Source organism: Comamonas sp. MYb21 (assembly GCF_037479395.1).
Classification (GTDB): domain Bacteria; phylum Pseudomonadota; class Gammaproteobacteria; order Burkholderiales; family Burkholderiaceae_C; genus Comamonas.
In genome coordinates this window covers 13,206-35,046 of sequence record NZ_JBBGZC010000022.1, presented here as the reverse complement: position 1 = coordinate 35,046, position 21,841 = coordinate 13,206, and the positions used below count along the sequence as shown (strand labels likewise).

Annotated in this window: 24 protein-coding genes; 6 read left to right on the top strand and 18 right to left on the bottom strand. The window is 65.8% G+C overall.

Annotated elements, in window-relative coordinates; genetic code table 11:
- Positions 1-205: 205 nt before the first annotated feature.
- Entirely contained in the window at positions 206-1,537 is a 1,332-nt protein-coding gene (locus WH367_RS23965; RefSeq protein ID WP_021025412.1) for a dicarboxylate/amino acid:cation symporter, read from the top strand.
- A gap of 77 nt (positions 1,538-1,614) precedes the next feature.
- Here the strand turns inward: WH367_RS23965 and xth are convergent, their stop codons facing one another.
- Positions 1,615-2,391 (bottom strand): exodeoxyribonuclease III, encoded by a 777-nt coding sequence (xth, locus tag WH367_RS23960; RefSeq protein ID WP_021025413.1) that lies wholly within the window; start codon positions 2,389-2,391, stop codon positions 1,615-1,617.
- Positions 2,392-2,651: 260 nt separating this feature from the next.
- Here xth and WH367_RS23955 point away from each other — a divergent pair, with 260 nt between their 5' ends.
- Both WH367_RS23955 and WH367_RS23950 read left to right on the top strand, forming a co-directional pair.
- Entirely contained in the window at positions 2,652-2,957 is a 306-nt protein-coding gene (locus WH367_RS23955) for a type II toxin-antitoxin system HigB family toxin (RefSeq protein WP_027010542.1), read from the top strand.
- Positions 2,954-3,349, top strand: coding sequence for a helix-turn-helix domain-containing protein (locus tag WH367_RS23950; RefSeq protein ID WP_021025415.1), 396 nt, complete (start codon positions 2,954-2,956; stop codon positions 3,347-3,349). The genes WH367_RS23955 and WH367_RS23950 overlap by 4 nt, the downstream gene beginning before the upstream one ends.
- Before the next feature lie 73 nt (positions 3,350-3,422).
- On the opposite strand, the gene WH367_RS23945 is transcribed toward WH367_RS23950, so the two are convergent.
- Entirely contained in the window at positions 3,423-4,547 is a 1,125-nt protein-coding gene (locus WH367_RS23945; RefSeq protein ID WP_339537958.1) for an SLC13 family permease, read from the bottom strand.
- A 136-nt stretch (positions 4,548-4,683) separates the two neighbouring features.
- Between WH367_RS23945 and WH367_RS23940 the strand changes: the two genes are divergently transcribed.
- The gene (locus WH367_RS23940) at positions 4,684-5,388 is read left to right on the top strand and encodes a nitroreductase (protein WP_339537957.1); all 705 of its coding nucleotides are present in this window, start codon (positions 4,684-4,686) and stop codon (positions 5,386-5,388) included.
- A 15-nt stretch (positions 5,389-5,403) separates the two neighbouring features.
- Here the strand turns inward: WH367_RS23940 and WH367_RS23935 are convergent, their stop codons facing one another.
- Genes WH367_RS23935 through WH367_RS23910 form a run of 6 tightly spaced genes read right to left on the bottom strand, consistent with a single transcriptional unit; the run spans position 5,404 to position 11,313 of the window.
- The gene (locus WH367_RS23935; RefSeq protein ID WP_339537956.1) at positions 5,404-6,594 is read right to left on the bottom strand and encodes an AAA family ATPase; all 1,191 of its coding nucleotides are present in this window, start codon (positions 6,592-6,594) and stop codon (positions 5,404-5,406) included.
- Positions 6,595-6,598: 4 nt separating this feature from the next.
- On the bottom strand, positions 6,599-7,795 hold the full coding sequence (locus WH367_RS23930) for a thiolase family protein (RefSeq protein ID WP_339537955.1): 1,197 nt from the start codon (positions 7,793-7,795) through the stop codon (positions 6,599-6,601).
- A gap of 15 nt (positions 7,796-7,810) precedes the next feature.
- Positions 7,811-9,304: an AMP-binding protein gene (locus tag WH367_RS23925; RefSeq protein ID WP_339537954.1), complete on the bottom strand. Its 1,494-nt coding sequence runs from the start codon at positions 9,302-9,304 to the stop codon at positions 7,811-7,813.
- Positions 9,301-9,897, bottom strand: a complete 597-nt coding sequence (locus WH367_RS23920; protein WP_027010818.1) for a biotin transporter BioY — start codon at positions 9,895-9,897, stop codon at positions 9,301-9,303. The genes WH367_RS23925 and WH367_RS23920 overlap by 4 nt, the downstream gene beginning before the upstream one ends.
- A gap of 55 nt (positions 9,898-9,952) precedes the next feature.
- Positions 9,953-10,546, bottom strand: coding sequence for an energy-coupling factor transporter transmembrane component T (locus WH367_RS23915; RefSeq protein WP_339537953.1), 594 nt, complete (start codon positions 10,544-10,546; stop codon positions 9,953-9,955).
- Entirely contained in the window at positions 10,546-11,313 is a 768-nt protein-coding gene (locus tag WH367_RS23910; RefSeq protein WP_339537952.1) for an energy-coupling factor ABC transporter ATP-binding protein, read from the bottom strand. The genes WH367_RS23915 and WH367_RS23910 overlap by 1 nt, the downstream gene beginning before the upstream one ends.
- Before the next feature lie 684 nt (positions 11,314-11,997).
- On the opposite strand from WH367_RS23910, the gene WH367_RS23905 reads away from it, so the two are divergent.
- Both WH367_RS23905 and WH367_RS23900 read left to right on the top strand, forming a co-directional pair.
- The gene (locus WH367_RS23905) at positions 11,998-12,168 is read left to right on the top strand and encodes a hypothetical protein (protein ID WP_021026548.1); all 171 of its coding nucleotides are present in this window, start codon (positions 11,998-12,000) and stop codon (positions 12,166-12,168) included.
- A gap of 251 nt (positions 12,169-12,419) precedes the next feature.
- On the top strand, positions 12,420-13,256 hold the full coding sequence (locus tag WH367_RS23900) for a MetQ/NlpA family ABC transporter substrate-binding protein (protein WP_027010817.1): 837 nt from the start codon (positions 12,420-12,422) through the stop codon (positions 13,254-13,256).
- Between the two features lie 28 nt (positions 13,257-13,284).
- Here the strand turns inward: WH367_RS23900 and WH367_RS23895 are convergent, their stop codons facing one another.
- From WH367_RS23895 to WH367_RS23850, 10 genes are all read right to left on the bottom strand, one after another.
- Positions 13,285-14,508 (bottom strand): leucine-rich repeat-containing protein kinase family protein, encoded by a 1,224-nt coding sequence (locus WH367_RS23895; protein WP_339537951.1) that lies wholly within the window; start codon positions 14,506-14,508, stop codon positions 13,285-13,287.
- A 109-nt stretch (positions 14,509-14,617) separates the two neighbouring features.
- Complete coding sequence (locus tag WH367_RS23890; RefSeq protein ID WP_339537950.1) at positions 14,618-14,986, bottom strand: copper-binding protein; 369 nt, start codon at positions 14,984-14,986, stop codon at positions 14,618-14,620.
- Positions 14,987-15,024: 38 nt separating this feature from the next.
- Positions 15,025-15,462 carry a DUF411 domain-containing protein gene (locus WH367_RS23885; RefSeq protein WP_445228154.1) on the bottom strand — a complete coding sequence of 146 codons (438 nt, stop codon included), beginning with the start codon at positions 15,460-15,462 and terminating at the stop codon, positions 15,025-15,027.
- A gap of 94 nt (positions 15,463-15,556) precedes the next feature.
- Positions 15,557-16,063, bottom strand: a complete 507-nt coding sequence (locus tag WH367_RS23880) for a cupredoxin domain-containing protein (protein ID WP_339537949.1) — start codon at positions 16,061-16,063, stop codon at positions 15,557-15,559.
- Between the two features lie 16 nt (positions 16,064-16,079).
- Complete coding sequence (locus WH367_RS23875; protein ID WP_312988983.1) at positions 16,080-17,465, bottom strand: multicopper oxidase family protein; 1,386 nt, start codon at positions 17,463-17,465, stop codon at positions 16,080-16,082.
- 1 nt (position 17,466) lies between these two features.
- The gene (locus tag WH367_RS23870; protein ID WP_339537948.1) at positions 17,467-18,921 is read right to left on the bottom strand and encodes a TolC family protein; all 1,455 of its coding nucleotides are present in this window, start codon (positions 18,919-18,921) and stop codon (positions 17,467-17,469) included.
- On the bottom strand, positions 18,918-19,283 hold the full coding sequence (locus WH367_RS23865) for a hypothetical protein (protein WP_339537947.1): 366 nt from the start codon (positions 19,281-19,283) through the stop codon (positions 18,918-18,920). Before WH367_RS23865 ends, WH367_RS23870 begins: the two co-directional genes overlap by 4 nt.
- A gap of 75 nt (positions 19,284-19,358) precedes the next feature.
- The gene (locus WH367_RS23860) at positions 19,359-19,757 is read right to left on the bottom strand and encodes a hypothetical protein (protein ID WP_339537946.1); all 399 of its coding nucleotides are present in this window, start codon (positions 19,755-19,757) and stop codon (positions 19,359-19,361) included.
- Between the two features lie 80 nt (positions 19,758-19,837).
- Positions 19,838-20,560, bottom strand: coding sequence for an SDR family NAD(P)-dependent oxidoreductase (locus WH367_RS23855; RefSeq protein ID WP_339537945.1), 723 nt, complete (start codon positions 20,558-20,560; stop codon positions 19,838-19,840).
- A gap of 11 nt (positions 20,561-20,571) precedes the next feature.
- Positions 20,572-21,822, bottom strand: coding sequence for an aspartate aminotransferase family protein (locus WH367_RS23850; RefSeq protein WP_339537944.1), 1,251 nt, complete (start codon positions 21,820-21,822; stop codon positions 20,572-20,574).
- Between the last annotated feature and the right edge of the window lie 19 nt (positions 21,823-21,841).

Here is a 21,841-nt window from a genome sequence, read left to right as displayed (position 1 = left end):
CGCAGAACCTGCAATCCTGCCGTCCAAGGCAGCCTCATCGCTCTTCCCTTTTGCGGCCGAACCGCCGCTTGCTCCCGGCAGCAAAGCCTGCCCGGGCTGGAAAAAGCGCACACAGTCCAGCATGAACGCCTTGCTGATGTGCCGCATACGAGGCCCAGATCGCCCTGGACAGCACCATAAATCACAGACATCAAAGGTATTGGTTATGGCTCTCACGGGCAAAAAGGGCTCTTCGTCGGCGCTGTGGATTTTGGCGGCGATGCTGGCCGGTATTGCACTGGGCTACGCAGTCAATGCAGGCGCTGCGGATGCAGCCGCTGCCAAGGATATTGCTGGCTATATCGCTATCGTCTCGGATGTGTTCCTGCGCCTGATCAAGATGCTGATCGGGCCGCTGGTGTTCTCGACCCTGGTGGTGGGCATTGCGCACATGGGCGATGCCGCCTCGGTGGGGCGGGTGTTCTTCAAGGCGATGATGTGGTTCCTGACCGCATCGCTCGTGTCGCTGCTCTTGGGCATGGTGCTGGCCAATGTGCTGCAGCCCGGCGCCAACCTCGGTCTGCCGCTGCCCGATGTGAGCGCGGCCACCAACCTGGCCACCGGCAAGTTCACCTTGCGCGAGTTCATCAACCACACGGTGCCCAAGTCGTTTGCCGAAGCGATGGCGAACAACGAGATCTTGCAGATCGTCGTGTTCTCGATGTTCTTTGGTGTGGCCATGGCCGCGCTGGGCGACAAGGCCAAGACGCTTCTGGCCGCCATTGATGAGCTATCACACGTGATGCTCAAGATCACCGGCTATGTGATGAAGCTCGCGCCGCTGGCGGTGCTCTCGGCCATGGCCTCGACCGTGGCCATCAATGGCCTGGGCATTTTGCTCAAGTTCGCCGTGTTCATGGGCGAGTTCTACCTGGGCCTGTTCATTCTGTGGTCCCTGCTGGTGCTGGCCGGCATGGCCTTCCTGGGCAAGCGCGTGTTCAAGCTGCTGACCCTCATCAAGGAGGCCTTCATGGTCTCCTTTGCCACGGCCAGCTCCGAAGCTGCCTACCCCAAGATCCTCGACGCGCTGGACCGCTTTGGCGTCAAGCGCAAGATCTCGAGCTTTGTGATGCCGATGGGTTACTCCTTCAACCTCGATGGCTCGATGATGTACTGCACCTTTGCGACCCTGTTCATCGCACAGGCCTATGGCATTGAGCTGTCCTTGGGCACGCAGATCACCATGCTGCTGGTGCTGATGCTCACCTCCAAGGGCATTGCCGGGGTGCCGCGCGCCTCGCTGGTGGTGATTGCCGCCACCTTGAGCCACTTCAATATCCCTGAAGCAGGTCTGCTGCTGATCCTGGGCATCGACACCTTCCTGGACATGGGCCGCTCCGCGACCAATGCGGTGGGCAACTCGCTGGCTTCTGCCGTGGTCGCCAAGTGGGAGGGTGAGCTGCTGTCCGAAGAAGACGCCGAGGCCCTGGGCCGCAAGCTCGATGCGGAAGCCGCGCTGGCGATGCATGCGCTGCCGGAGACAGATCCCAAGGCTTGATTGAGGGCTGCGCTCAGCGCGGTACAGACAACAAAAAAACGGGCTGCGGCCCGTTTTCGCATTGGCCGAAGGCCAGATCAGCCCAAGGTCACCACCACCGGTGCATGGTCGCTGGGCTGCTTGTTCTTGCGCGGTGCGCGGTCAATCGTGCAGGCGCTCACCGCACCCTTGAGTGCATCGCTCACCAGGATATGGTCAATGCGCAGGCCCCGGTTTTTCTGAAAGCCCAGCATGCGGTAGTCCCACCAGCTGTAGCTTTTTTCGGGCTGCTCGAACAGCCGGTAGGCATCGGTCAGGCCCAGCGCGAGCAGGCTCTGGAAAGCATCGCGCTCTTCCTTGGTGTGGTGGATGGTGTCGCGCAGGCCATCGGGGTCGTAGCTGTCGCGGTCTTCCGGCGCCACATTGAAATCGCCCACCAGCACCAGGCGCGGGTGCAAGGCCATCTCGGCCTTCACATAGGCCTCCAGCCCGCTGAGCCAGCGCAGCTTGTAGGCAAACTTGTCCGAGCCCGGCTCCTGGCCGTTGACGAAGTAGCAGTTGATCACGCGGATATCGCCAGCCGGGCTGGCCACCGTACCGGCAATGATGCGCGACTGCTCATCGGCAAACTGCGGGTTGGCGCGCACCACATCCTTGAGCTCGCCCCGGCTGAGCAGCGCCACGCCGTTGTAAGTCTTCTGGCCAAAGGCCACTGCCTGGTAGCCGGCCTCCGCCAGAGCCTCATGCGGAAACTTGTCATCGGTCAGCTTGAGCTCCTGCAGACCCAGCACATCGACCGGGTTGGCCGCCAGCCATTCCAGCACCTGCGGCAAACGGACGGAGAGGGAGTTGACGTTCCAAGTGGCTATGCGCATAAAAATATCTTTCTATTGATCAATGATGTGTGGAGGCGTTTGGCCGCCAGAAAAGCGCTAGCGACCAACACTGCTACCAGTCCTTCGCACCATCGGAATTCTTGCTAGGCTCCATTTTGCTGCATGCTGGTGGTCAGATCTGCCTTGGTCCAGCTGCGGCGTACTTGAGGAAAACCTCCTTGGCATTATTTTGGCTTCTCAGCAGAGCCAAACTACACAGTCACTTGTATCAGTCCCAATTCGGGACTAAAATTCACCCTATGCGAATCATTGCCCTGTCCACGTTGCGCACATTCTGGGAGAAGCATCCACTCGCGATGGCTCCTTTGCAGGGTTGGTACCAAGAGGTTTCCAGTGCGGAATGGAAAACACCGGCTGAGATCAAGGCTCAGTACCGCAATGCAAGCTTTGTTGGAAACAACCGTGTTGTGTTTAATATCAAGGGCAATGACTATCGCATCGTCGTTGCGGTGGTTTACAAAGCTGGGGTCATGTTCATCAAGTTCGTTGGCACCCATGAGGAATACGACCAGGCTGACGTCGAAACTGTGGAGCATAAAGCATGAAATTCCAACTCAAACCGATTCGCACAGAGGCTGACTACCAAGCCGCTTTGAAAGCGGCTGAGGCATTCTTTGATGCACCAACCGAGCCAGATCCAGACAGCGAAGAAGGGGCAGCGTTTGACGCGCTTGTTACGCTGATTGAGGCCTATGAGCGGAAGCACTATCCCATAGACCCACCGGACCCTATTGAGGCCATTAAGTTTCGAATGGATCAACAAGGACTGTCAGTGAAGGATCTTGTGCCGATGATCGGGCAGACCAATCGGGTCTATGAGGTGCTAGCGCACAAGCGCCCGCTCTCTTTGACCATGATTCGTAGCCTGCATCGAGGCCTTGGCATTCCTGCTGAGACATTGATCCGCGAGACTGGGGAAAGCCCCGCGAGGATTTAGCCGGGCGTGGCAGCTTCGCTGAGGTTTGGCTTCAACTGCTTTGGCAAAATATGGCGCCATCGCATGTGCCACTTCACCCCAAGTGCAACAATGCCGCCGAGGCCGCGCACACCAGCAAGAACGGAATGCTGATGCGATGAAACTCCCACAGCCCATTGGGCAGGCGCGCCAGGCGCAGGGCGATGAGGTTGGCCAGCGAGCCCAGCACGCAGCCAAAGCCGCCCACGCTCACGCCAGCGGCCAGGGCGGGCAGGTCGCGTACGGCGCCGTCGAGCAAAATGGTGGCGGGCACATTGCTGATGACCTGTGAGGCCACAATGGCGGCCAGGTAGGCGCGCCAGCCTTCGGCAATCGGCCACTGCAGCAGCAGCGCTTGCATCGCAGGCAGCTCTGCCACCTGGCGCAGCACCACAAACATCAGCGCAATGGTGGCCAGCAAGGCCCAGTCCACGCCGCGCAGCACCCGGGGCGCTGCCAGTGCAAACACGCCAAACACCAGGCCCAGGCCGGCCAGGGTCCAGTGGCGCTCCAGTGCGATGACAAAGGCCACAAACAGCAGCACCGCGATGCTCAGCAAGCGCGGCTGCACGGCAACGGCTGCAGTAGCCGGCTTGAGCGTGATGGCCGTGCGCGGCACCAGCCACCACACTGCCACCAGGAGCCAGGCCAGCATGATGGCGACGGTCGGGCCCATCATCGCCATAAAGCCCAGAAAGCTCTCGCCAGAGCGGTGCCAGAGGTAGAGGTTTTGCGGGTTGCCGATGGGGGTGAGGGCAGAGCCGGCATTCACCGCCAAGGCCTGCAGCACCACGAGGCGCGCCAACGGCAAATGGGCCTGGGCGGCCAGCACGGCCGTCAGCGGCACCAGCAGAAACAGGCTGACATCGTTGGTCACCAGGGCCGACAGCAGCGCCGCAGTGGCCGTCAGCAGCAGTGCCAGGCCGCGCAAGGTCGATACCCGCGTCAGCAGCCGCTGCGCGGTGGCCTGCAGCATGCCGCTGCGCTCGACCGCCTGGGTAATGGCCAGCAGGCCGGCCAAGGCACCAATGGTCTGCCAATCGACCAGCGCCATGGTGGCCTGCGGGCTGCGCGGCTGCCAGACGGCGAAACCTAGGGCCAGCGCCAACAGGATCCAGAGCAGCATATTGCCACTGGGGGCATCTTGCGGCGCGTCAGAAGAGGGAGATGAGGTCGACATAGCAGAGGGCGAGGGAGAACGCTCCGCCACGGCGGAGAAGTGGATGGATTGTGCTGCAAGTCGGCACTGCCCGCGCGGCCCGAGGCGGCTGGATGGCAAATACAAGCGCCCATTCACTACAATGGCGGCCACTGCCATGAACAAGCCTCTTTCTCCCTCTTTGATCAGCACGGCCGCCCCAGCAGCCAACAGCGCGCAGCTGCGCCGCTCGGTGCGTGGTTTTAGCTCGCAGCCTGTCGCCGATGCACTGCTGCACGATTGCCTGCAGGAGGCACGGCGTGCGCCCAGTGGCGCCAATTTGCAGCCCGGCTACTTCTGGCAGGTGTGCGGCGCGCGGCGCGACCAGCTCTCTAGCCGCCTGCAGCAGGCCTATGCGGCGGGCGAGCAAGAGGCCGAGGACTATGGCTATTTCCCCAACCCTCTGCCGCTGTCGCTGCGCAAACGCCAGGTAGCAGCGGCCCAGGCCTTGTATGGCGCCTTGGGCGTGGAGCGGGGCGATGCAGCCGGGCGGGGCGCGCAGTTTGGGCGCAACTTTCGCTTTTTTGATGCCCCGGTGGCCCTCATCATCACCATCGACAGTGGCTTTGGGCCGGGCGGCTATATGGACCTGGGCATGGCCATCTACGGACTGATGCTGGCGGCGCAGTCACGCGGTTTGGCGACCTGTGCCATTGGCGCCATGGCCTCGTACCCGGGTCTGATCCGCGATGTGCTGGCGCTGCCGGCCACGCAAACGGTAGTCTGCGGCATGGCGCTTGGCTATGAGGATATGGCAGCGCCGGTGAACCAGACCTTGACCGCGCGCGCGGAACTGGACGCCTACTTCAAACGCCTCGATTGAGGCAGGCACCTGGGTCTAGCGCTCATGCCATTGCCAGCGCGGCAGCTCGCTCGCTGGGATATTGGCGATATGGGTCTCGCCCAGATTCTTTTCCAAATGGATGGCCTGGTAGTCCAGCTCGGCGGCGGCGTCTTCCAACGCGGCCAGCAAGCGGTTGGCGTGGGTGACGACGATCACCTGGGTCTGGCGCGCAGCCACTGCGATCAGCCGGCCCAGCGCGGGCAGCAGATCGGGGTGCAGGCTGGTTTCGGGCTCGTTGAGCACCAGCATCTGCGGCGGGCGCGGTGTCAGCAGCGCGGCAATCCACAGCAGATAACGCAAGGTGCCGTCAGACAGCTCATTGGTATGCAAGGGCCGCAGCAGGCCGGGCTGGTGCATCAGCAGCGCGAGGCGGCTGCCGTCCTGGTGTACCGAGATGGTGGCGCCGGCAAAGGCATCGTCCACCGCTGCCATCAGCGCCTCGTGGTCGCCAATGGCATGGATGGTTTCCCAGGCCGCTGCCAGATCGGCGCCATCGTTGCTGAGTACCGGCGTGTAGGTGCCCAGCTGCGGCTGGCGCGCAGGGGCATCCACATCGCTGCGGAAATGGTCGTAAAAGCGCCAGGAGCGCAGCTGCTCGCGCACGGTCAGCATCTCGGGCGCGGCAACGGGGTCAACAAACTCGGTCAGCATGCTGGCCCAGCGCGGGATAGGGCGCTCGACCGGCTGCCAGTCCGCGCCACGGCCATCACCGCGCAGGCGCAGCTGGGCAGCCTGGCGCTCCACCAACGTGGCGCTGGGGCGCCAGGTTGGGCCGGCCCAAAGCGCCTCGTGCTTGATTTCGGGGTCGTGTGCAAAGGCCTGCAGAGCCTGGTTGGGGACCGGCATGCCAATGTCAATGGCATAGCCAAAGCCGTCATCATCTGACGCAAAGCCCAGTTGCAGCTGCAGCGGTTTGCGCCGCACCGTCCCTTGCACCGGTACTTCGCCACGGCGCATGCGCGCCGTGATTTCTTCGGGCCCGGCCCAGAGGGTGGATGCCAGGCCGCCTTCACGCACCAAGGAGCGCACCACGCCGCCATGGGCGATATCGGCCAACAGGCGCAGGGCCTTGTAGACGCTGCTTTTGCCGCTGCCATTGGGCCCGGTAATGACGGTGAGCTGCCCCAGCGGCACCAGCAGCTGGCGCAAGGAGCGGTAGTTGGCAATGGCTAAGGTGCTGAGCATCCCGTCAATATAGCAGCGCCGTCTGACGCACCAGCGCCGCGCTGCCCAGGCCGCCGGCACCGGCTACCGCCGCCAGCCCCAGGGCTGCGGATGTGCCCGTTTTCGCCTGTTCCAGATCAGCCAGCACGCGGACCAGAGCCACCGCAGCCGATGCCCCAATCGGGTGGCCGCGCGCGATGCCGCCGCCATGGCGGTTGAGCAGGCTGGCATCCGCAGCCTGGTCTTGCAGCAGCGCCTGCCATTGCAGGCCCTGCACCGCAAAGGCATCGTGCAGCTCGATGGTGGCCAGCTGGGACCAGCCCAGTTCATTTCGCTGCAGCAAGGCCTGGGCGGCATCCCAGGCCAGCACCAGCGGCATCGCAGGCGAGCCGCCCAGCGCCTGGTGGCCCAGCCATTGCGCGCCAGGCTGCAGGCCCCAGTGCCGGCAGGCAGCTTCGCTGACCAGCAACACCAGCGCGGCGGCATCGGCCTTGGGTGAGATGGCGACGGTGCTGACGGCATGGTCGCGGCGCGCCTCGTCGGCCATGTCGGCATCGGTCTGCGCGACCACGGGCATGCGGTCCAACTGGCGCTGGCGCAAGGCGCGCGGAAAGGCGTCTTGCACCACACCCGCGATGGGGATGATCTCGCGGGCCAGCACAGCGGCACTCGCCAGCGCGCATGCATGGCTGGCGGCCGCATAGCCCTCTTGCGCGGCGCGGCTGTAGCCGGCGCTGGCGGCATAGCGGGCGGCGGCCAGCAGCAGATCCGGATCCTCATGCGGTAGCGGGGCAAAGGGCGGGCGCTCATAGGGTACGGCGCTGTCACCTGCATGCAGAGGGCGGGTGGCACGGATGGGCGCACGGCTCCAGGCCTCAGCGCCGCCGGCCACCACCACCTCGGCCTGGCCGCTGGCCACCAGACTGGCGCCCAGCGCGATGGCGTCGAGCCCGGCGCAGCACTGTGTATCGACCGTGTAGGCGGCGCAGTGCAGCGGCAGCTGGCCTGCCAGCGCCAGCATGCGTGCGGGGTTGCCGCCAGCGCCCAGGGCATTGCCCAGCACGACGGCATCGACGGCATCGGTGGGCAGCCCGGCGCGTTGCAGCAAGGCCTGCAGCACGGGTGCGGCCATCTCATGCGTTTGCAGATGCTTGAAGGCGCCGCCCACCGGCACCACGGCACTGCGGGCATGGCTGGCGATAAAGACGGGTGGAGTGGGCATGGTGGCGTTGCGCGATCAAGCTGTTTTGTCGGCGCTGGGCAGTGCAGCTGCCAGCCATTGTGCAAGCTTGGGGTGGTCCGTCTTGCCACTGGCCGTCTGCGGCCAGGGCGTGGCGCTGAACCAGCGGCGTGGGCATTTGTGGGCTTCGAGCTGGCTGCGGCACCAGGCGGCCAGCTCGCGGGCCAGCGCGGCATCGGCCAGCGGTTGCAATGGCGGCTGCGCAGGCGATGTGGGAGCATCGTCATGCAATTGCAGCGCCACCCAGACCTGCTTGCCGCGCAGCGCATCGTCGACGCCATGCACCGATGCAGCGGCCACGCGCGGGTGCTCGCAGAGCACCGCTTCCACCTCTTCGGGGAACAGGTTTTTGCCCTGGGTGACGATCATGCGCTTCTCGCGCCCCACCAGGGTCAGCAGGCCTTGCGCATCGAGGCTGCCCATGTCGCGCACGCTGAGCCAGTCGCCATCGCGCAGGGCAGCCGTCGCATCGGCCTGTGCACCCACATAGTCGATAAACAGCATGGGGCTCTTGAGCCAGATGGTGCCCACGTTGCCGCTGGGCAGCGGCTGTATCTCTGCATCGCGGATCTGCAGCTGCACATTGCTGAAGGCCCGGCCCACCACCTGCGGCGAGGCCTCGGCATCGGCATCCATCCAGGCGATAAAGCTCGATTCCGAGGCGCCATAGAACTCGACAATCCGCGCACGGGGGAACAGCGCCTGCAGCGCCGGTGTGTGCTGGCGCATCCAGCGCGCGCCGCTGATCATCAGCAGCTGGAGCGACTCTACCGGCGCGATCGCACGGCGCTCGGCCAGCTGCAGCATCACAAGCAGCTGGCTGGGCACCGCCACGAGGCAAGGCGTGGCCTGCTCTCGCAAGGTCGCCAGACACTGGCTCGCAGAAAAACGTGGCTGCAGCTGCATACCGCCGCCCGTCCAGATGCCTTGCAGCGCGCCAAACAAAAACAGCGAATGCGACAGGCTGCCAGGCGCCATCACGCAGCCGTTGGCGGCCTCGCCAAAGCTATCGACGCACACGCGAAAGCTCTCGCTCCAGGACTGGTGGTGGCGCCGAAAGCCCTTGGGCAGCCCGGTGCTGCCCGAGGTAAAGCCAATGTAGAAGGGCTGTAATGCGGCATCAGCCTGGTGGTTGCGGGGCGTGGCGGCCAGCGCGTCTACCCATTGCTGCGCCTGCGCTTGCTGGGCGGGCGACCAGGCCCTGTCGCCCAGCGCGGCGCAGCGGCCGCTCGCATTGGTGGCCAAAAAATCGCTGATCAGCGCCGCCGGCGACTGGCTGGCATCGAGCAGGCGCGTGTGCGGTGCATTCCGGGCCTCCAAGGCCTGGGCTTGCTGCGCTACAGCGGCATGCAGATCGGCAAAGCGGATGCGTTGCTGGCCGTCATCGATGGCGATGGCATCGGGCCGCTGCTGCGCCCAATGGGCCAGCGGGCCATGCACCAGGCGCTGCCAGGGGGCCAGGCCAGGGGGCACGTGGGGCAAGCCGCTCACAAGCGGCGTCCACCAAAGCGCCAGTCGGGCAGGCCGCGTGCCACCGTGTGCACAATCAGCGCCACCAGCACACACTTGACCAGGTCACCGGGCACAAACACCAGCGTGCCGACGGCGGCCTGCACCAAGCTCAGCTTGGCCAGCAGCATCAGACCGACCACCCCAAAGGCGTGGACCACGACAATGCCGCCCACCACCGAGGCCACAAAGGCGCAACCCGCCAGCCGCGCGGGCGACGAGTTGCCCTTGCCCGCCAAGGCGCGCATCACCAGGCCCGCCACCGCAGCGGCGACGGGGTACGAGACAAGGTAGCCTGCGGACGGCAAAAAGAACACACCCATGCCGCCCCGGCCGCCCGACAGCAGCGGCAGGCCCAGCGCCACCGCGGCCAGGAACAGCACCATGGCCTGAAAGCCCATGCGCGCGCCCAGCATGCAGCCGGCCAGCATCACGCCGGTGGTCTGCGCGGTAATGGGCACGCCCAGTGGCAGGTCAATCTTGGGAATCAGGCCAAAGGCGGCCAGCAGCGCGGCAAACAGCGCCACCATGGCAATGCGCTGGGCGCGGGTTTCGGTGCGGTGATCGGTGGTCATGTGCATGTCCGTGGTTTCCAGTGGTGTCGGGTGGTGGTGAGGGGCGCCTGGCGGCTTAGAGCTTGAGGCGAATGGCCAGCGCATCGGCCACCTTGCGGGCGGTGATGAGCATATGGATGGTGAGCGGTGCCAGCAAGCGCCAGCCGCCCGGGCGGCCGGTGCGCACCCGGTAGGCATCGGCCAGGCGCTGCCATTGCACAAAAAACTGCTCGGCAAAGCGCAGCATCAGGCCTAGCTGCAAAGCCAGGCGCTCGACTGGCAGGCCCAGGCGCGCGAGCGGCGACAGCAGCCATTCGGCCACGCCCAGCAGATCGCCAAACCGGGTGGTCGCCGTCAGCATCGCGCCCAGCATCGTCGTGCTGACCAGGCGCAGGCCGCTGGCCAGGCCCAGCCAGGGCTGGCCGGTCGCTGTATGCAGGCCACCCACCAGCGCCGACGCAATCAGGGCCACCACCACCAGCCGGCGCGTGGGGCGCGAGGCCGCGCCGAGGCTCGCGTAAAGCAAGGCAATCGCAGCAAAGGCCAGCGCCTGTATACGCAGATCGCTGAGCGCCAGCAAGGCCATGCTGCTCAGGGCCAGCAGCAAGAGCTTGAGCCCGGCGGGCAGCCGGTGCATCCAGCTGGGGATTTCGCTGTAGAGCGTACCCATCACGGCGCCCCTGGCGTGGTGGCGGCGGCTGCCGTATCCAGTGGCTGGGCAATGCGCGCTTTTACATCGGCCTCATAGGCCGCGCAGACGGCAGCGCCGGGGCCGTCGCCGCGCAGCTGGCCCTGGTCCAGCCACAGCACGCGCTCAAACTGGCGCACATGGTCCAGCACATGGGTGGAGATGATGACCTGGGCGGGAGCGGCATCGAGCTCACGCGCCAGGCGTGCCTGGCCGGGCAGATCCAGGCTGGCAAAAGGCTCGTCCAGCAGCATCACCTGCGGGGCGGCCATCAGCATCGCCAAAAAGCAGACCTGCTGGCGCTGGCCTTGGCTCAGGCCACTGACGGCGCGCGGCGCCCAGTCGGCCAGGCCCCGCGCCGCCAAAAACTCCCGGGCCTGCACAATGGCGGCCTTGCGGGCCACGCCACGGTATTGCAGGCTCAGACCCAGCTCTTCCTCCACGGTGGGGAAGATGATCTGGTCATCGGGGTTCTGGAACATCAGGCCCACCACGCCCGGCAATTGCTCGCGCTGGCGCTGCACATCGCAGCCTGCCACCTGCACGCTGCCCTGGTGGGCATGCTCGAGCCCGCAGAGCAGCCTGAACAGGCTCGTCTTGCCTGCCCCGTTGTCGCCAATCAAGCCGATGCGCTGCTGCGTCAAGTGCAGGCTCAGACCCTGAAACACCGTATGCGCACCTCGGTTAAGGTGCACATCGCTCAGGCGGATGTCTGCAGTGGATAGGGGCTGGGCCGAAGGGAGGGTCATGTCAGCTGCTAAAGGCAACGACGCATGCGGTGCCGTCTGGTTCCAAAAAATACAAGTTGCATGTCGCGACCATGGCTCCAGCGGAGTGGCAGGTTTGGTACCCCATATCCGGTGGCGGTGATGGCTGGGCGACAAGCGGGCGAGCCAACCGCTCATGGCTGGCAAAGCCCATACAGACGCGGCTTGCGGCCAGCTTGCAGGGCTGGGGCGTATTGTCGCACCAAGCGCCGGCCAGGGGCAGGGCGGGGCCAAGGCTGAAGCCAGCGATAGCCACCTTGTTTTGGCCACTGCTTTGCGGGTAGTTGCCAGACGTTGACGTAAAGATGTCTGCAAGTTCGCTTAACACTGCGGCAACATGCAGGCTCTCACAGCCACCCCGCCTGCCGATAAGCCCCGAGCCACTATCAAAAAGGATAGCAATAAATGCGATGAATAAAGGGCTTGTGGATGATCGCCTTCAGGTGCGCAGATCGATTCCCAAAAAGTGCCAAGCTGGCTGTGGGGTTATCCGGCGGATTCCGGGGCAGTTTGTTCAACAAACAACGGTATAAGCACAGACGTTTTCTGACAGACAGCGGGAATGCCCCATGGTGCAATAGAGACATTCCACAGTTCCCATCCCGCGTTGGGGTGGCAGAGGCACAGGTTCAAGTAACACCAGTCTCCGTGGAAAGGAGGTTCACCATGTTTCAGCACCACCACAGCCATTGGTTTGACGCAGCCTCTTTTATCGCCCTGGTCCTCGCCGTCCTGGTGGCCTTTATCCTCACCATCTGGCCGGTCTCCAGCGCAGCCGCAGCCGACTCGCTGGCGCACATGATGCAGGGCGTGATCCAGGTCTGGTGCCGTCCCTGAGCTTGACCGTTCCGAGCTGCGGCTCGTGCAAGCCAAGCCGCTACACACACCACAAGCCGTCCTGTGGGCCATGGGGCGGCTTTTTGCTGTGCGCTTATAGATCCCAATGGCATGAGCTGATATCGATAATTTCTGAGCGAAGGGCCGCTGGCAGGTTCATACTTGCGGGTTTGCTGCGGCGCCGTCCACACAGGGCTTGGAAAGGCTCGGATCTGGTTGCTGCGTTTTCGGATTGCCTGGAGAGTTTTTTGATGTCCGCTCGTTTTTCCTTCGCTGCTGGGCGCCGTGCCGTGGTGGCTGGCGCTGCCCTGGCTTTGATTGCCGCTGTGTCCCTGCCTGCCATGGCCCAGGATGTGGCCAAGAAGAGCCTCAAGATTGGCGCCACTGCCGGCTCCAACTACGACCTGCTGCAAAAGGGCATCCTGCCGCAGCTGGAGAAAAAGGGCTACCAGATCAAGCTGATCGAGTTCAACGACTATGTGCAGCCCAACCTGGCGCTGTCCGACGGCTCGCTGGACGCGAACTTCTTCCAGCACCGCGCCTACTTTGACCAGTTCACGACCGACCGCAAGCTGGCGTTGACAGCCATCGTGCAAGGCCCGGTGGCACCGATGGGCGTCTACAGCAAAAAGCACAAGACCCTGGCCGATATCCAAAGCGGCGCCAAGGTGGCCTTGCCCAACGACCCGAGCAACCTGGCACGCGCCCTGCTGGTGCTGCAACAAGCAGGTCTCGTCAAGGTGAAGGAGGGTGTGAACCCGGCCCGTATCTCCGAGCTGGACCTGGCGGCCAACCCGCACAAGCTCAAGTTTGTGGCGCTCGAAGCTGCCCAGCTGCCACGCGTGCTCGAAGACGCCGATTACGTGGTCGTCAATGGCAACTTTGCCGTCTCCTCGGGCCTGAAGCTGAGCGAAGCCGTGGTGCTGGAGAACACGCCCGACCAGTACCTGAACGTGGTCGCCGTCAAGACCGGCAATGAGAAAAGCGCTTGGGCCCAGGACCTGGCTGCCGCCTACCGCTCGCCCGAGTTCAAGGCCGTGGTGGACAGCCAGTTTCCCGGCTACGCCAAGCCTGCTTTCCTGAAGTAAGGCGTTGCGCCGGGCAGGCCCGGCGTATTTACCGCGTGCGCGCCAGCACCTCGGCTTCCAGGTGCTGCAGTGCGCGCAGCTCCATCTCCTGCAGCTGCAGGCGCTGCGCCGCTGGCAATTCGCCCAGCATCGATGCTGCGCCCAAATCGCTCAGCACCGCGTCGCCAGTGTCCGGGTTCCACAAAATATTGTGGGCATACAAATCCCCATGCAGCATGCCCCGGCCATGCAGATGCGCGACGGCGCTGCGCACCTGCGCGAGCAGGCGTTGCGCGGCAGCAAGAGAGAAGCGGGCGCCGTCGGCATAGACATCGCGCGTGCAGCTCGCCAGGCTGGGCGGGCCGGCCAAGGGCTGCAGGCCGGGGGGCAGCAGTGGCAGGACCATTGCCAACATGGAGGTGTCCATCCCAGCCTCCGCATCCGGCTGCAGCACCGCCAGCGGTGTCAGCAAATGCGGGTGCTCGCCAGCTGCCAGGCCTGCGGCCATTTCTGACTGGGGCGTGCCATCGCTCGTCTGCCCCGCCTTGAACACTTTCAGCGCCACATCGGCCGCACCATCCACAGGGCTTGCGCGGTAGATATGGCCGCTGGCGCCTTGCCCCAGCAGTTCATGCCGCTGCAGATCCTGGCTGCGCCAGGCGCGTGGGGCCTGGGCCTGCAGCACCTGCTGCTCGCTGTGCTGGGTCATCGGGTTGCCGGCCATCGCCAGCCAGGCCAGCGCCGGCATGGCCAGCACCTCGGGCGGCAGCGCGGTAAAGCGGTTGCCGGCCAGGCGCAGCAGCTCCAGCCGGGGGCTGCGGGCGAGGCCGCGCGGCAAAGCCTGCAACTGGTTGCAGGCCAGCATCAGCTTTTGCAGGCGCGGGCGCTCGCCCAGGGTATCGGGCAGCTCGGTGATCTGGTTGTCGGTCAGGATCAGCCAGCGCAGCTGCGCGGGCAGGCTATCGGCCGCCACGGTGCGGATCTGGCAGGCCTTGAAGCCCACCATCTCCAGCCGGGGCATGCGGCCTAGCACGCGTGGCAGCTCGGTGAACGGGTTGTTCGATGCGAACAGCACCCGCAACTGGCCAAAGCGGCTCAGGTCATCGGGCAGGCTGGCGAGCTGGTTGCCGCTGAGGTCGAGCACTTCGAGGGTGTCTGCGAGCGCAAAAAGTTCGCGTGGAAACTCGGACAGACCCGCCGACAGCTTGATCTGGCGGGCGCCGCGCAGCGCGCCGCTGTGCAGCTGCGCTTGGAAGGCTTGGAGGCTTTGCATGGCTGCACAGTGTAGGTGCTGGCAGCGCAGGCCAGCCCCAGATCTGGCTGGATCTGGGGTGCCATAGGGTCAGATAGGGCCAGACGGGGCCGGATAGTGCCAGCTGCGATCATTCGGCCCGCTCAATGCGGGTGATCGTCAGGCTGCCGCCTTCGTTCTGCACATGAAAGCGTACCTTGTCGCCCGGGTTGAACTGCGCCACCTGCGTGCTGTCCTTGAGGCCAAACACCATGGTCATGGCCGGCATGTCCAGGTTCTTGATGTCCTCATGGCGAATGGTCAGCTTGCTCGCGCGCTTGTCCACGCGGGTGATCTCGCCGGCAGTCATCACCGCGCCGGGCGTGGCGGCCGCCGCGGGCGCGGTGGCCGGTGCTGCGCTGCCATGGCTGGCGTGGTCGGCATGGTTCTGGGCCAGCGCTGGGGTCAGCAGGCTGCAAGCCAGGGTGAAGGCGGCGAGGGTAGAAGTGGTGGTGTTCATTCAGTGCTCCAAATGTCTATAAAAAAATAGTGGTGTGCTCAGTCGCGGTAGCTGCTGAAAACGCGGGTTGTCACCTCGCTGCCCGCTCCGGTTTTGCTGACCAGCAGCACATCAAACGGGTCTTTGCGGCCGCCGTAGGCGGGTCCGTCCATGCCGGGGCTGCCCACCGGCATGCCGGCCACGACAATGCCCAGGGCCTTGGGCTTTTGCTGCAGCAGCTTGCGTACATCGGCGGGCGGCACATGGCCTTCCACCAGGTAGCCGCCTACCACGGCGGTGTGGCAGGAACCCAGGTGCTGGGGTAGCCCCAGCCTGGCGCGCACTGCCTGGTTGCCGCTGTCATGCACGGTGGCGCTAAAACCGGCTTTTTCCATCAAGGTGATCCAGTCCTTGCAGCAGCCGCAGTTCGGGTCTTTCCATACCTCTATGGGTGTCAGGGCTGGGCTGGCCGCGAGCGCGGACCATACGGCGGTCATACCGGTGCTCAGGCCAGCGGCCAGCATTTGCAAGCTGCGGCGGCGGGTGCCGTCGTGGGTGTGGAGGTGCTGCATGGGGTGTCCTTGGTATGGGTCAATCGGTGACGGTAAACGTGCCCGTCATCCCGGCCTGGTAGTGGCCGGGGATCAGGCAGGCAAAGTCAAAATTGCCGGCGCGGTTGAAGTGCCAGACCAGGTCCTCGCTTTTTTGCGGCGCCACATGGGCCATGTAGGGCTCGGCATGCTCCATGCCGGGGTACTTGAGCATCATCTGCGCGTGTTGCGCAAGCGAGGCCTTGGTGCCCAGCACCACCTCGTGCATGACCTGGCCCTGGTTGACGACGCGCAGGCGCAGGGTTTCGCCCTTTTTCACCGTGAAGTGCGCGGGTGAGAAGCGCATGTCATCGCCCATGTTCAGCGCGATGATGCGCGTGGCCTGCCGGGGATCGCCGCCGATGCCCCAGTCCTTTTGTTCCTTGGTGGCCGCCAGGGTGGCATGGGCGGTTGCTGGGGCGGCTGCATGGCTTTCGCTGCCATGGGCAAAGGCGCTGCTGGCGCTGGCCAGCAGCGCACAGGCCAGTATTTTTGGGATGGTGTTCATGGGATCACTCCGGGGTTCAATGGTTGGCATGGCCGCTGCCAGCGGCGGGCTTGTGGACGCTGGGCGCGCCGGGCGCCGTGCCGGGCAGGCTCTGGCGGGGCGCTTGCGCATCCAGCGGCGCGCCCTGCCACTCGTAGGCCACGGTGCCTGCGGGCTGGGCATACCAGCCGGGGTCGCGGTAGTCCTGCGCAGCCAGGCCCCGGCGCACCTTGAAGGTGGTGAACATGCCACCCATCTCGATATTGCCGAAGGGGCCCTTGCCGGTCATCATCGGGAAGGTGTTGTCGGGCAGCGGCATCTGCATGGCGCCCATGTCGCCCATGCCGCGCTCGCCCATCAGCATGTAGTCGGGCACGATCTTCTGGATCTGGCCGACCAGGCCTTTGTGGTCCACGCCAATCATCGTTGGCACATCGTGGCCCATGGCGCCCATGGTGTGGTGGCTTTTGTGGCAGTGAAAGGCCCAGTCGCCCGGTTCGTCGGCGATCAGCTCGATCTGGCGCATCTGGCCGACGGCCACATCGGTGGTCACCTCGGGCCAGCGCGCGCTGCGCGGCACCGGGCCGCCGTCGGTGCCAGTCACCTCAAACTCATGGCCATGGATATGGATGGGGTGGTTGGTCATGGTGAGGTTGCCCACGCGGATGCGCACCCGCTCGCCCAGGCCTGCGACCAGCGGCGTGATCGCGGGGAAGGCCCGGCTGTTGAAGGTCCAGATGTTGAAGTCCGTCATCTCGGCCACACGGGGCGTCATCGCGCCGGGCTCCACTGCATAGGCGCTGAGCAGAAAGGCGTAGTCGCGCGCCACCTCGGCGATCTGCGGGTGGCGGCCCTTGGGGTGGGTGATCCACAGGCCCATCATGCCCATGGCCATCTGCACCATCTCGTCCGAATGTGGGTGGTACATGAAGGTGCCAGGGCGGCGCGCCTCGAACTCGTAGACAAAGGTCTTGCCCGGCGGGATATGGGGCTGGTTGAGGCCTCCCACGCCATCCATGCCATTGGGCAGGCGCTGGCCATGCCAGTGCACCGTTGTGGCTTCGGGCAGGCGGTTGGTGACAAAGATGCGCACCCGGTCGCCTTCAACCACCTCGATGGTGGGGCCGGGCGACTGGCCGTTGTAGCCCCACATGTTGACAAAAAAGCCCGGTGCCACCTCGCGCACCACGGCCTCGGCCACCAGGTGGAACTCCTTGACGCCAGCGTTCATGCGCCAGGGCAGGGTCCAGCCGTTGAGGGTGACCACCGGCTGGTAGGGCCGGCCATTGGGTGGCGCCAGTGGCGCAGCGGTATCGGCGCTGGTCTGGATGACGGGCTCGGGCAGGGCGGCCATGGCCACCGGGCTGACGGCGGCAGCGGCCACGGCCGAGGCGGCGCCAGAGAAGAATTGACGGCGTTGCATATCAGTGGCCCTGTGGTTGGGTTGCGGGGGCGGCAGGCGCTGCGCTGTTGCTGGCTGCGCGCACGCTGGCGGCTGCGGGTTGCGGTGATGTGCCGCTCAGCGCCAGTTGCAGATCCGTCTCGGCGAGCCAGAAGTCGCGCTGCGCCTCGGTGGCCGTGAGCACCGCCTGGGTGGTACTGCGGGCCTGGGCCAGCAGCTGCCAGATGCTGAGCAACATGCCGTTGTAGCGGTAGATGGTCTCTTGCTGCACGAGCTGCGCCAAGGGCAGCACTTCGCTTTGCTGCTGGTGGGCCAGGTCCCAGGCGGCGCGGTAGCTGCGCCAGCTGCTGCGGGCCTCGCTGCGCGCACGGATGGCGCTCTCGCGCAGCTGCGCCGCATTGGCTTGCACCTGGTGGCGCGCCATGGCGCTGGCGGCAGATCCCCAGTCGAACAGCGGCAAGGGCACATCCAGCTCCCAGCCCCGCGTGCGGTCCTGGTGGCCGCTCTCGCGTTCGGTGCTGGTATCGCGGCTGTAGGTGGCGCCGATGTCGCCAAACACGGCCCCCAAGGCGGCCCAGCCTTGGCGATCGGTGCTTACATCCAGGTTGCGGCGCAGTGCGCCCAGGTCCAGGCGTTCGCGCAGCGCGGTGGCCTCGGCATCGTCACCGCTGCGCAAATCGCTGGCGGTTTTGGGCAGCGGCGGCAGGGCCTGGGGCAGCACAAAATCGAGCTGCGGGCCCCACAGGCCCATGCGCTGGGCCAATTGCGCGCGCGCCTGTTGCGCTGCCAGCTCGGCCCGCAGCAGCTGCGCGGCCGCTTGCTGCTGCTGGGCCAGCTCACGCGCCTGGTCGAGCTTGCTGAAGTTGCCCACGGCCGCCATGCGCCGGGCCAGCTCGCCGCCCAGCGCAGCAGCATCATGCATGCGGGTGTGGGCGGCCAGCGCCTGCTCGGCGGCGACGGCATTCAACCAGGCGCGGCGCGTGTCTGCGGCCAGCAGCAAGGTTTGCTGCGCCGCCTCCAATGTGGCCTGCTCCATCTGCCAGCCCTGCCAGCGGCTGCGCCAGGGCAGGGTGAGCAGATCGACCAGGCCAAAGCCCAGCTTGCGCTCGATCTCGCGCTCATGGCCGTTGCGAAACCAGCCCAAGGTCAGGCTCGGGTTGGGCAGGGTGATGGCCTGCACCCGCTGGGCATCGGCAATGCCCAGCTGTGCCAGCTGGAGCTGCAGGCCCGGGTTGTTCAACAGCGCAATGCGCACGGCGGTATCGGCATCCAGCGGCTGCTGCAGCCAGGCATCGATGTGCGTCTGTGCCGACTGCTGGCTGGGTGCATCGGCTGCGGGCAGCTGGGCCTGGGCGGGCAGGCGGCCCTCCAGTTGTTTTGCCACGTCGCTGCGCAGCCCATCGGGCGAGACGCTGGCGCAGCCGGCCAGCAGCAGTGCGCTGGCGAGGGACGAGAGGCGAAGGCTCAGGCGCTTCATTGCTGGCCTCCCTGCACGTGGGGCTGGCCCTGCGCGCTGTGGTCGCCATGCGCTTCACGGCTGTGGGCATCCACCCGGCTGGCCGGCATGGCCTGGGTGCTGCCGGGGCCCGCCTGGGCCTTTTCCCAGGCGATGACGTCGGCATGGCCACGGCCAAAAGCAGCCACCGCTGCATTGGCCTGGCGCCAGTCGCCGGGCTCGTCGACAATGCTGCCGCTCTTGGCCAGGGGCCGGTGCTGGAGCACCGATGTGGGCGCGTTGGGGTCGGTGGCGGCCGGGGCCGCCGTTTGGGCAGATAGCCAGCTGGTAACAGCCAGGCCGCCCGCGCCGGCAAGGCAGCGCAAGACATGCACAGTGCGCATGGGAGTCTCCTGAAAGCTTGGTCAAAAGTCGCCTGCACGGCAGCTGCCATGCGGACGCACCTCGGGTGTCAGCGATCAGGAAATGGGTGGTTTGGAGGCTTGGGCGAGCAGGGCGCTGGCAAAGGGCGCGCTGCCGCTGGCGCGCGCCAGCGAGGGGGCGGCGAGGGCTGCAAAACCCGCGCCGTTGAACAGATCCACAGCGGAGTGGCAGATGCCGCAGGCCGAGCAGCTGCCGCCATGCTGGGCCGGGTCGTGCTGGCTGTGGTCGCTGACTTGGCTGCCGCTGCCGCCGTGGCTGCTGGATGCCATCACATGGTCTGTGTCCATGTCGGCATGGTCCGCCATGCTGCTGGCGTGGTGCACCGCGATGGCCGCCGGAATGACCGGCGCCACCAGCCCCATCGCCATGGCGTCGCCCATGAGGCCGCGCAGGGCCAGCATCAGCATCAGCAACAGGGACAGACAGGCACGCATGGTGGATTCAGACTGGGCAGGGTGCAGAAAGTTCCGCAGCGGCTGAGTGTAGCGCAGCTGGACGGCCCGCTGAGGCAAAGCTAGTACTGCGACTCCACCTGCCAGTTCACCGCGATCTCGGCCACGCTGGCGCTGGCAGGCAGCTCCAGCACCGTGCGCACCAGGGTGGCAATGTCGGCCGGTTGGCTGATCTGGGCGCGCAGCGCAGGCTGCACGCCATCGGCCATGTCGGTGTCGACAAAACCCGGGCAGATGGCGGTGCAGCGGATGCGGTCGGCCCCGCCGCAGTGGCGTATGCCATGGGCCAAGGCCAGGGCCGCATGCTTGCTGATGGCGTAGAGCGAGCCCTCGGGCGCCCGCACCCGCTTGCCGGCAAGCGACGCCATCACGACGACCTTGCCATTGGGCGACTGCTGCAAATAGGGCCAGACCTGGCGCGTCAGCCGCATCGGTGATTTCACATTGATGGCCATCAACCGGTCAAACTCCGCATCGCTCGCCGTCAAAACGCTGTCCGTGCTCAGCACCCCAGCGTTGTGGACGATGGCATCGATGCGCCCAAAATACGCGGCGGCCTCGGCGATCCAGCGGGTTTCGCTGCCCGCGTCGAGCGCATCAAAGTGGCTGCGCTGCAGCTGCGCAGGCGCATGGTCCGCCAGCTGCGGCACTGGTTGGCGTGTGCCTATGCTGACGCGCCAGCCATGGGCCAGCAGCTCTTGCGCAATGGCCAGGCCCAGGCCGCGCCCGGCGCCGCTGACCAGGGCCACCGGCTGCGATGAGGCAGGTGTGCTTGCGCTGGGCATGGGCAGCACCCTCAGACCCGGGCCCGCAAGGCCTCATCGAGCGCGCCGGCTAGCAGATCGGCGTGTTCGGTCTCAAAGGGCAAGGGCGGGCGGATCTTGAGCGTATCGCCCAATGGGCCACTGGTGCTGATCAGCACGCCGGCCTGGCGCAGGTGGTTGACGACGGTGCTGGCCAGGCTGCCGCTCTCGAGCTGCACGCCCCAGTACAGGCCTTCGCCCCGGATCTGGGTGATGGCGCTGTGCTGCGCTGCCAGCGACTGCAGCGCCTGCTGCAGATGGCCGCCCACGCGGCGCACATGGGCGGGGGCATCGATGCGCTCCAGCTCATCAAGCACCGCCAGGGCCACTGCCGCCGATACCGTGTTGCCGCCAAAGGTGTTGAAGTAGCGGCAGCGCTTGCCAAACACCTCCATCAGCGGCGTCTTGAGCACCAGCGCCGCAATCGGGTGGCCATTGCCCATGGGTTTGCCCATGGTGACCATATCGGGCACCACGGATTCGCGGCCAAAGGCCCACCAGCGGCCGGTACGGCAGAAACCGCCTTGTACCTCGTCGGCAATGAACAGGCCCCCACGCCTGCGCACCGCCTGGGCGGCGGCTTGCAAAATAGGCGCGGCATCAATATGCACGCCATCGCTGGCAAACACGGTGTCGAGCAGCAGGGCGCTGACCGGCGTGCCACGCGCCTCCAGCGCGGCGGCGGCCTCATCGACCCGCTGGGCGAAGGCCGCTGCAGCGGCCTGGGCATCCACGCCCGGGAACGCGGGCGGATCAATGACTTCGACATGGTCTGCTGGCGGGCACAGCGAGGGCGAGCATTGGGCCAGTGCCATGGTCACACCATGGTAGGCATGGCGGGTGATGATCAGGCCCCGGCGGCCGGTAAATTCTTGCGCCACGCGCAAGGCCAGGTCATTGGCCTCGCTGCCGGTGCAGGTGAACACGCTGGTGTCCAGCGCTGCCGGGAAAAGCGCGCGCAGCCGCTCCGCTAGTTGCACCACGTTGTCATGCAGGTAGCGGGTGTGCGTGTTGAGCAGCTGGCTTTGCGCGATGAGTGCCGCGTTCACCGCTGCGTTGGCATGCCCCACCACCGGCACATTGTTGTAGGCGTCCAGATAGCGTCGGCCATCGGCATCGAACAGCCAGACGCCTTCGCCGCGCACCGGGTGCAGCGGCTCATCGTAGAACAGGCGGTAAGAGGGGCCCAGCGCACTTTGGCGGCGCGCAAGCAGGCGCTGGTCGTCGGCGGAGAGGGTTGGCATCGGGAGGTGCTCCAGGTGG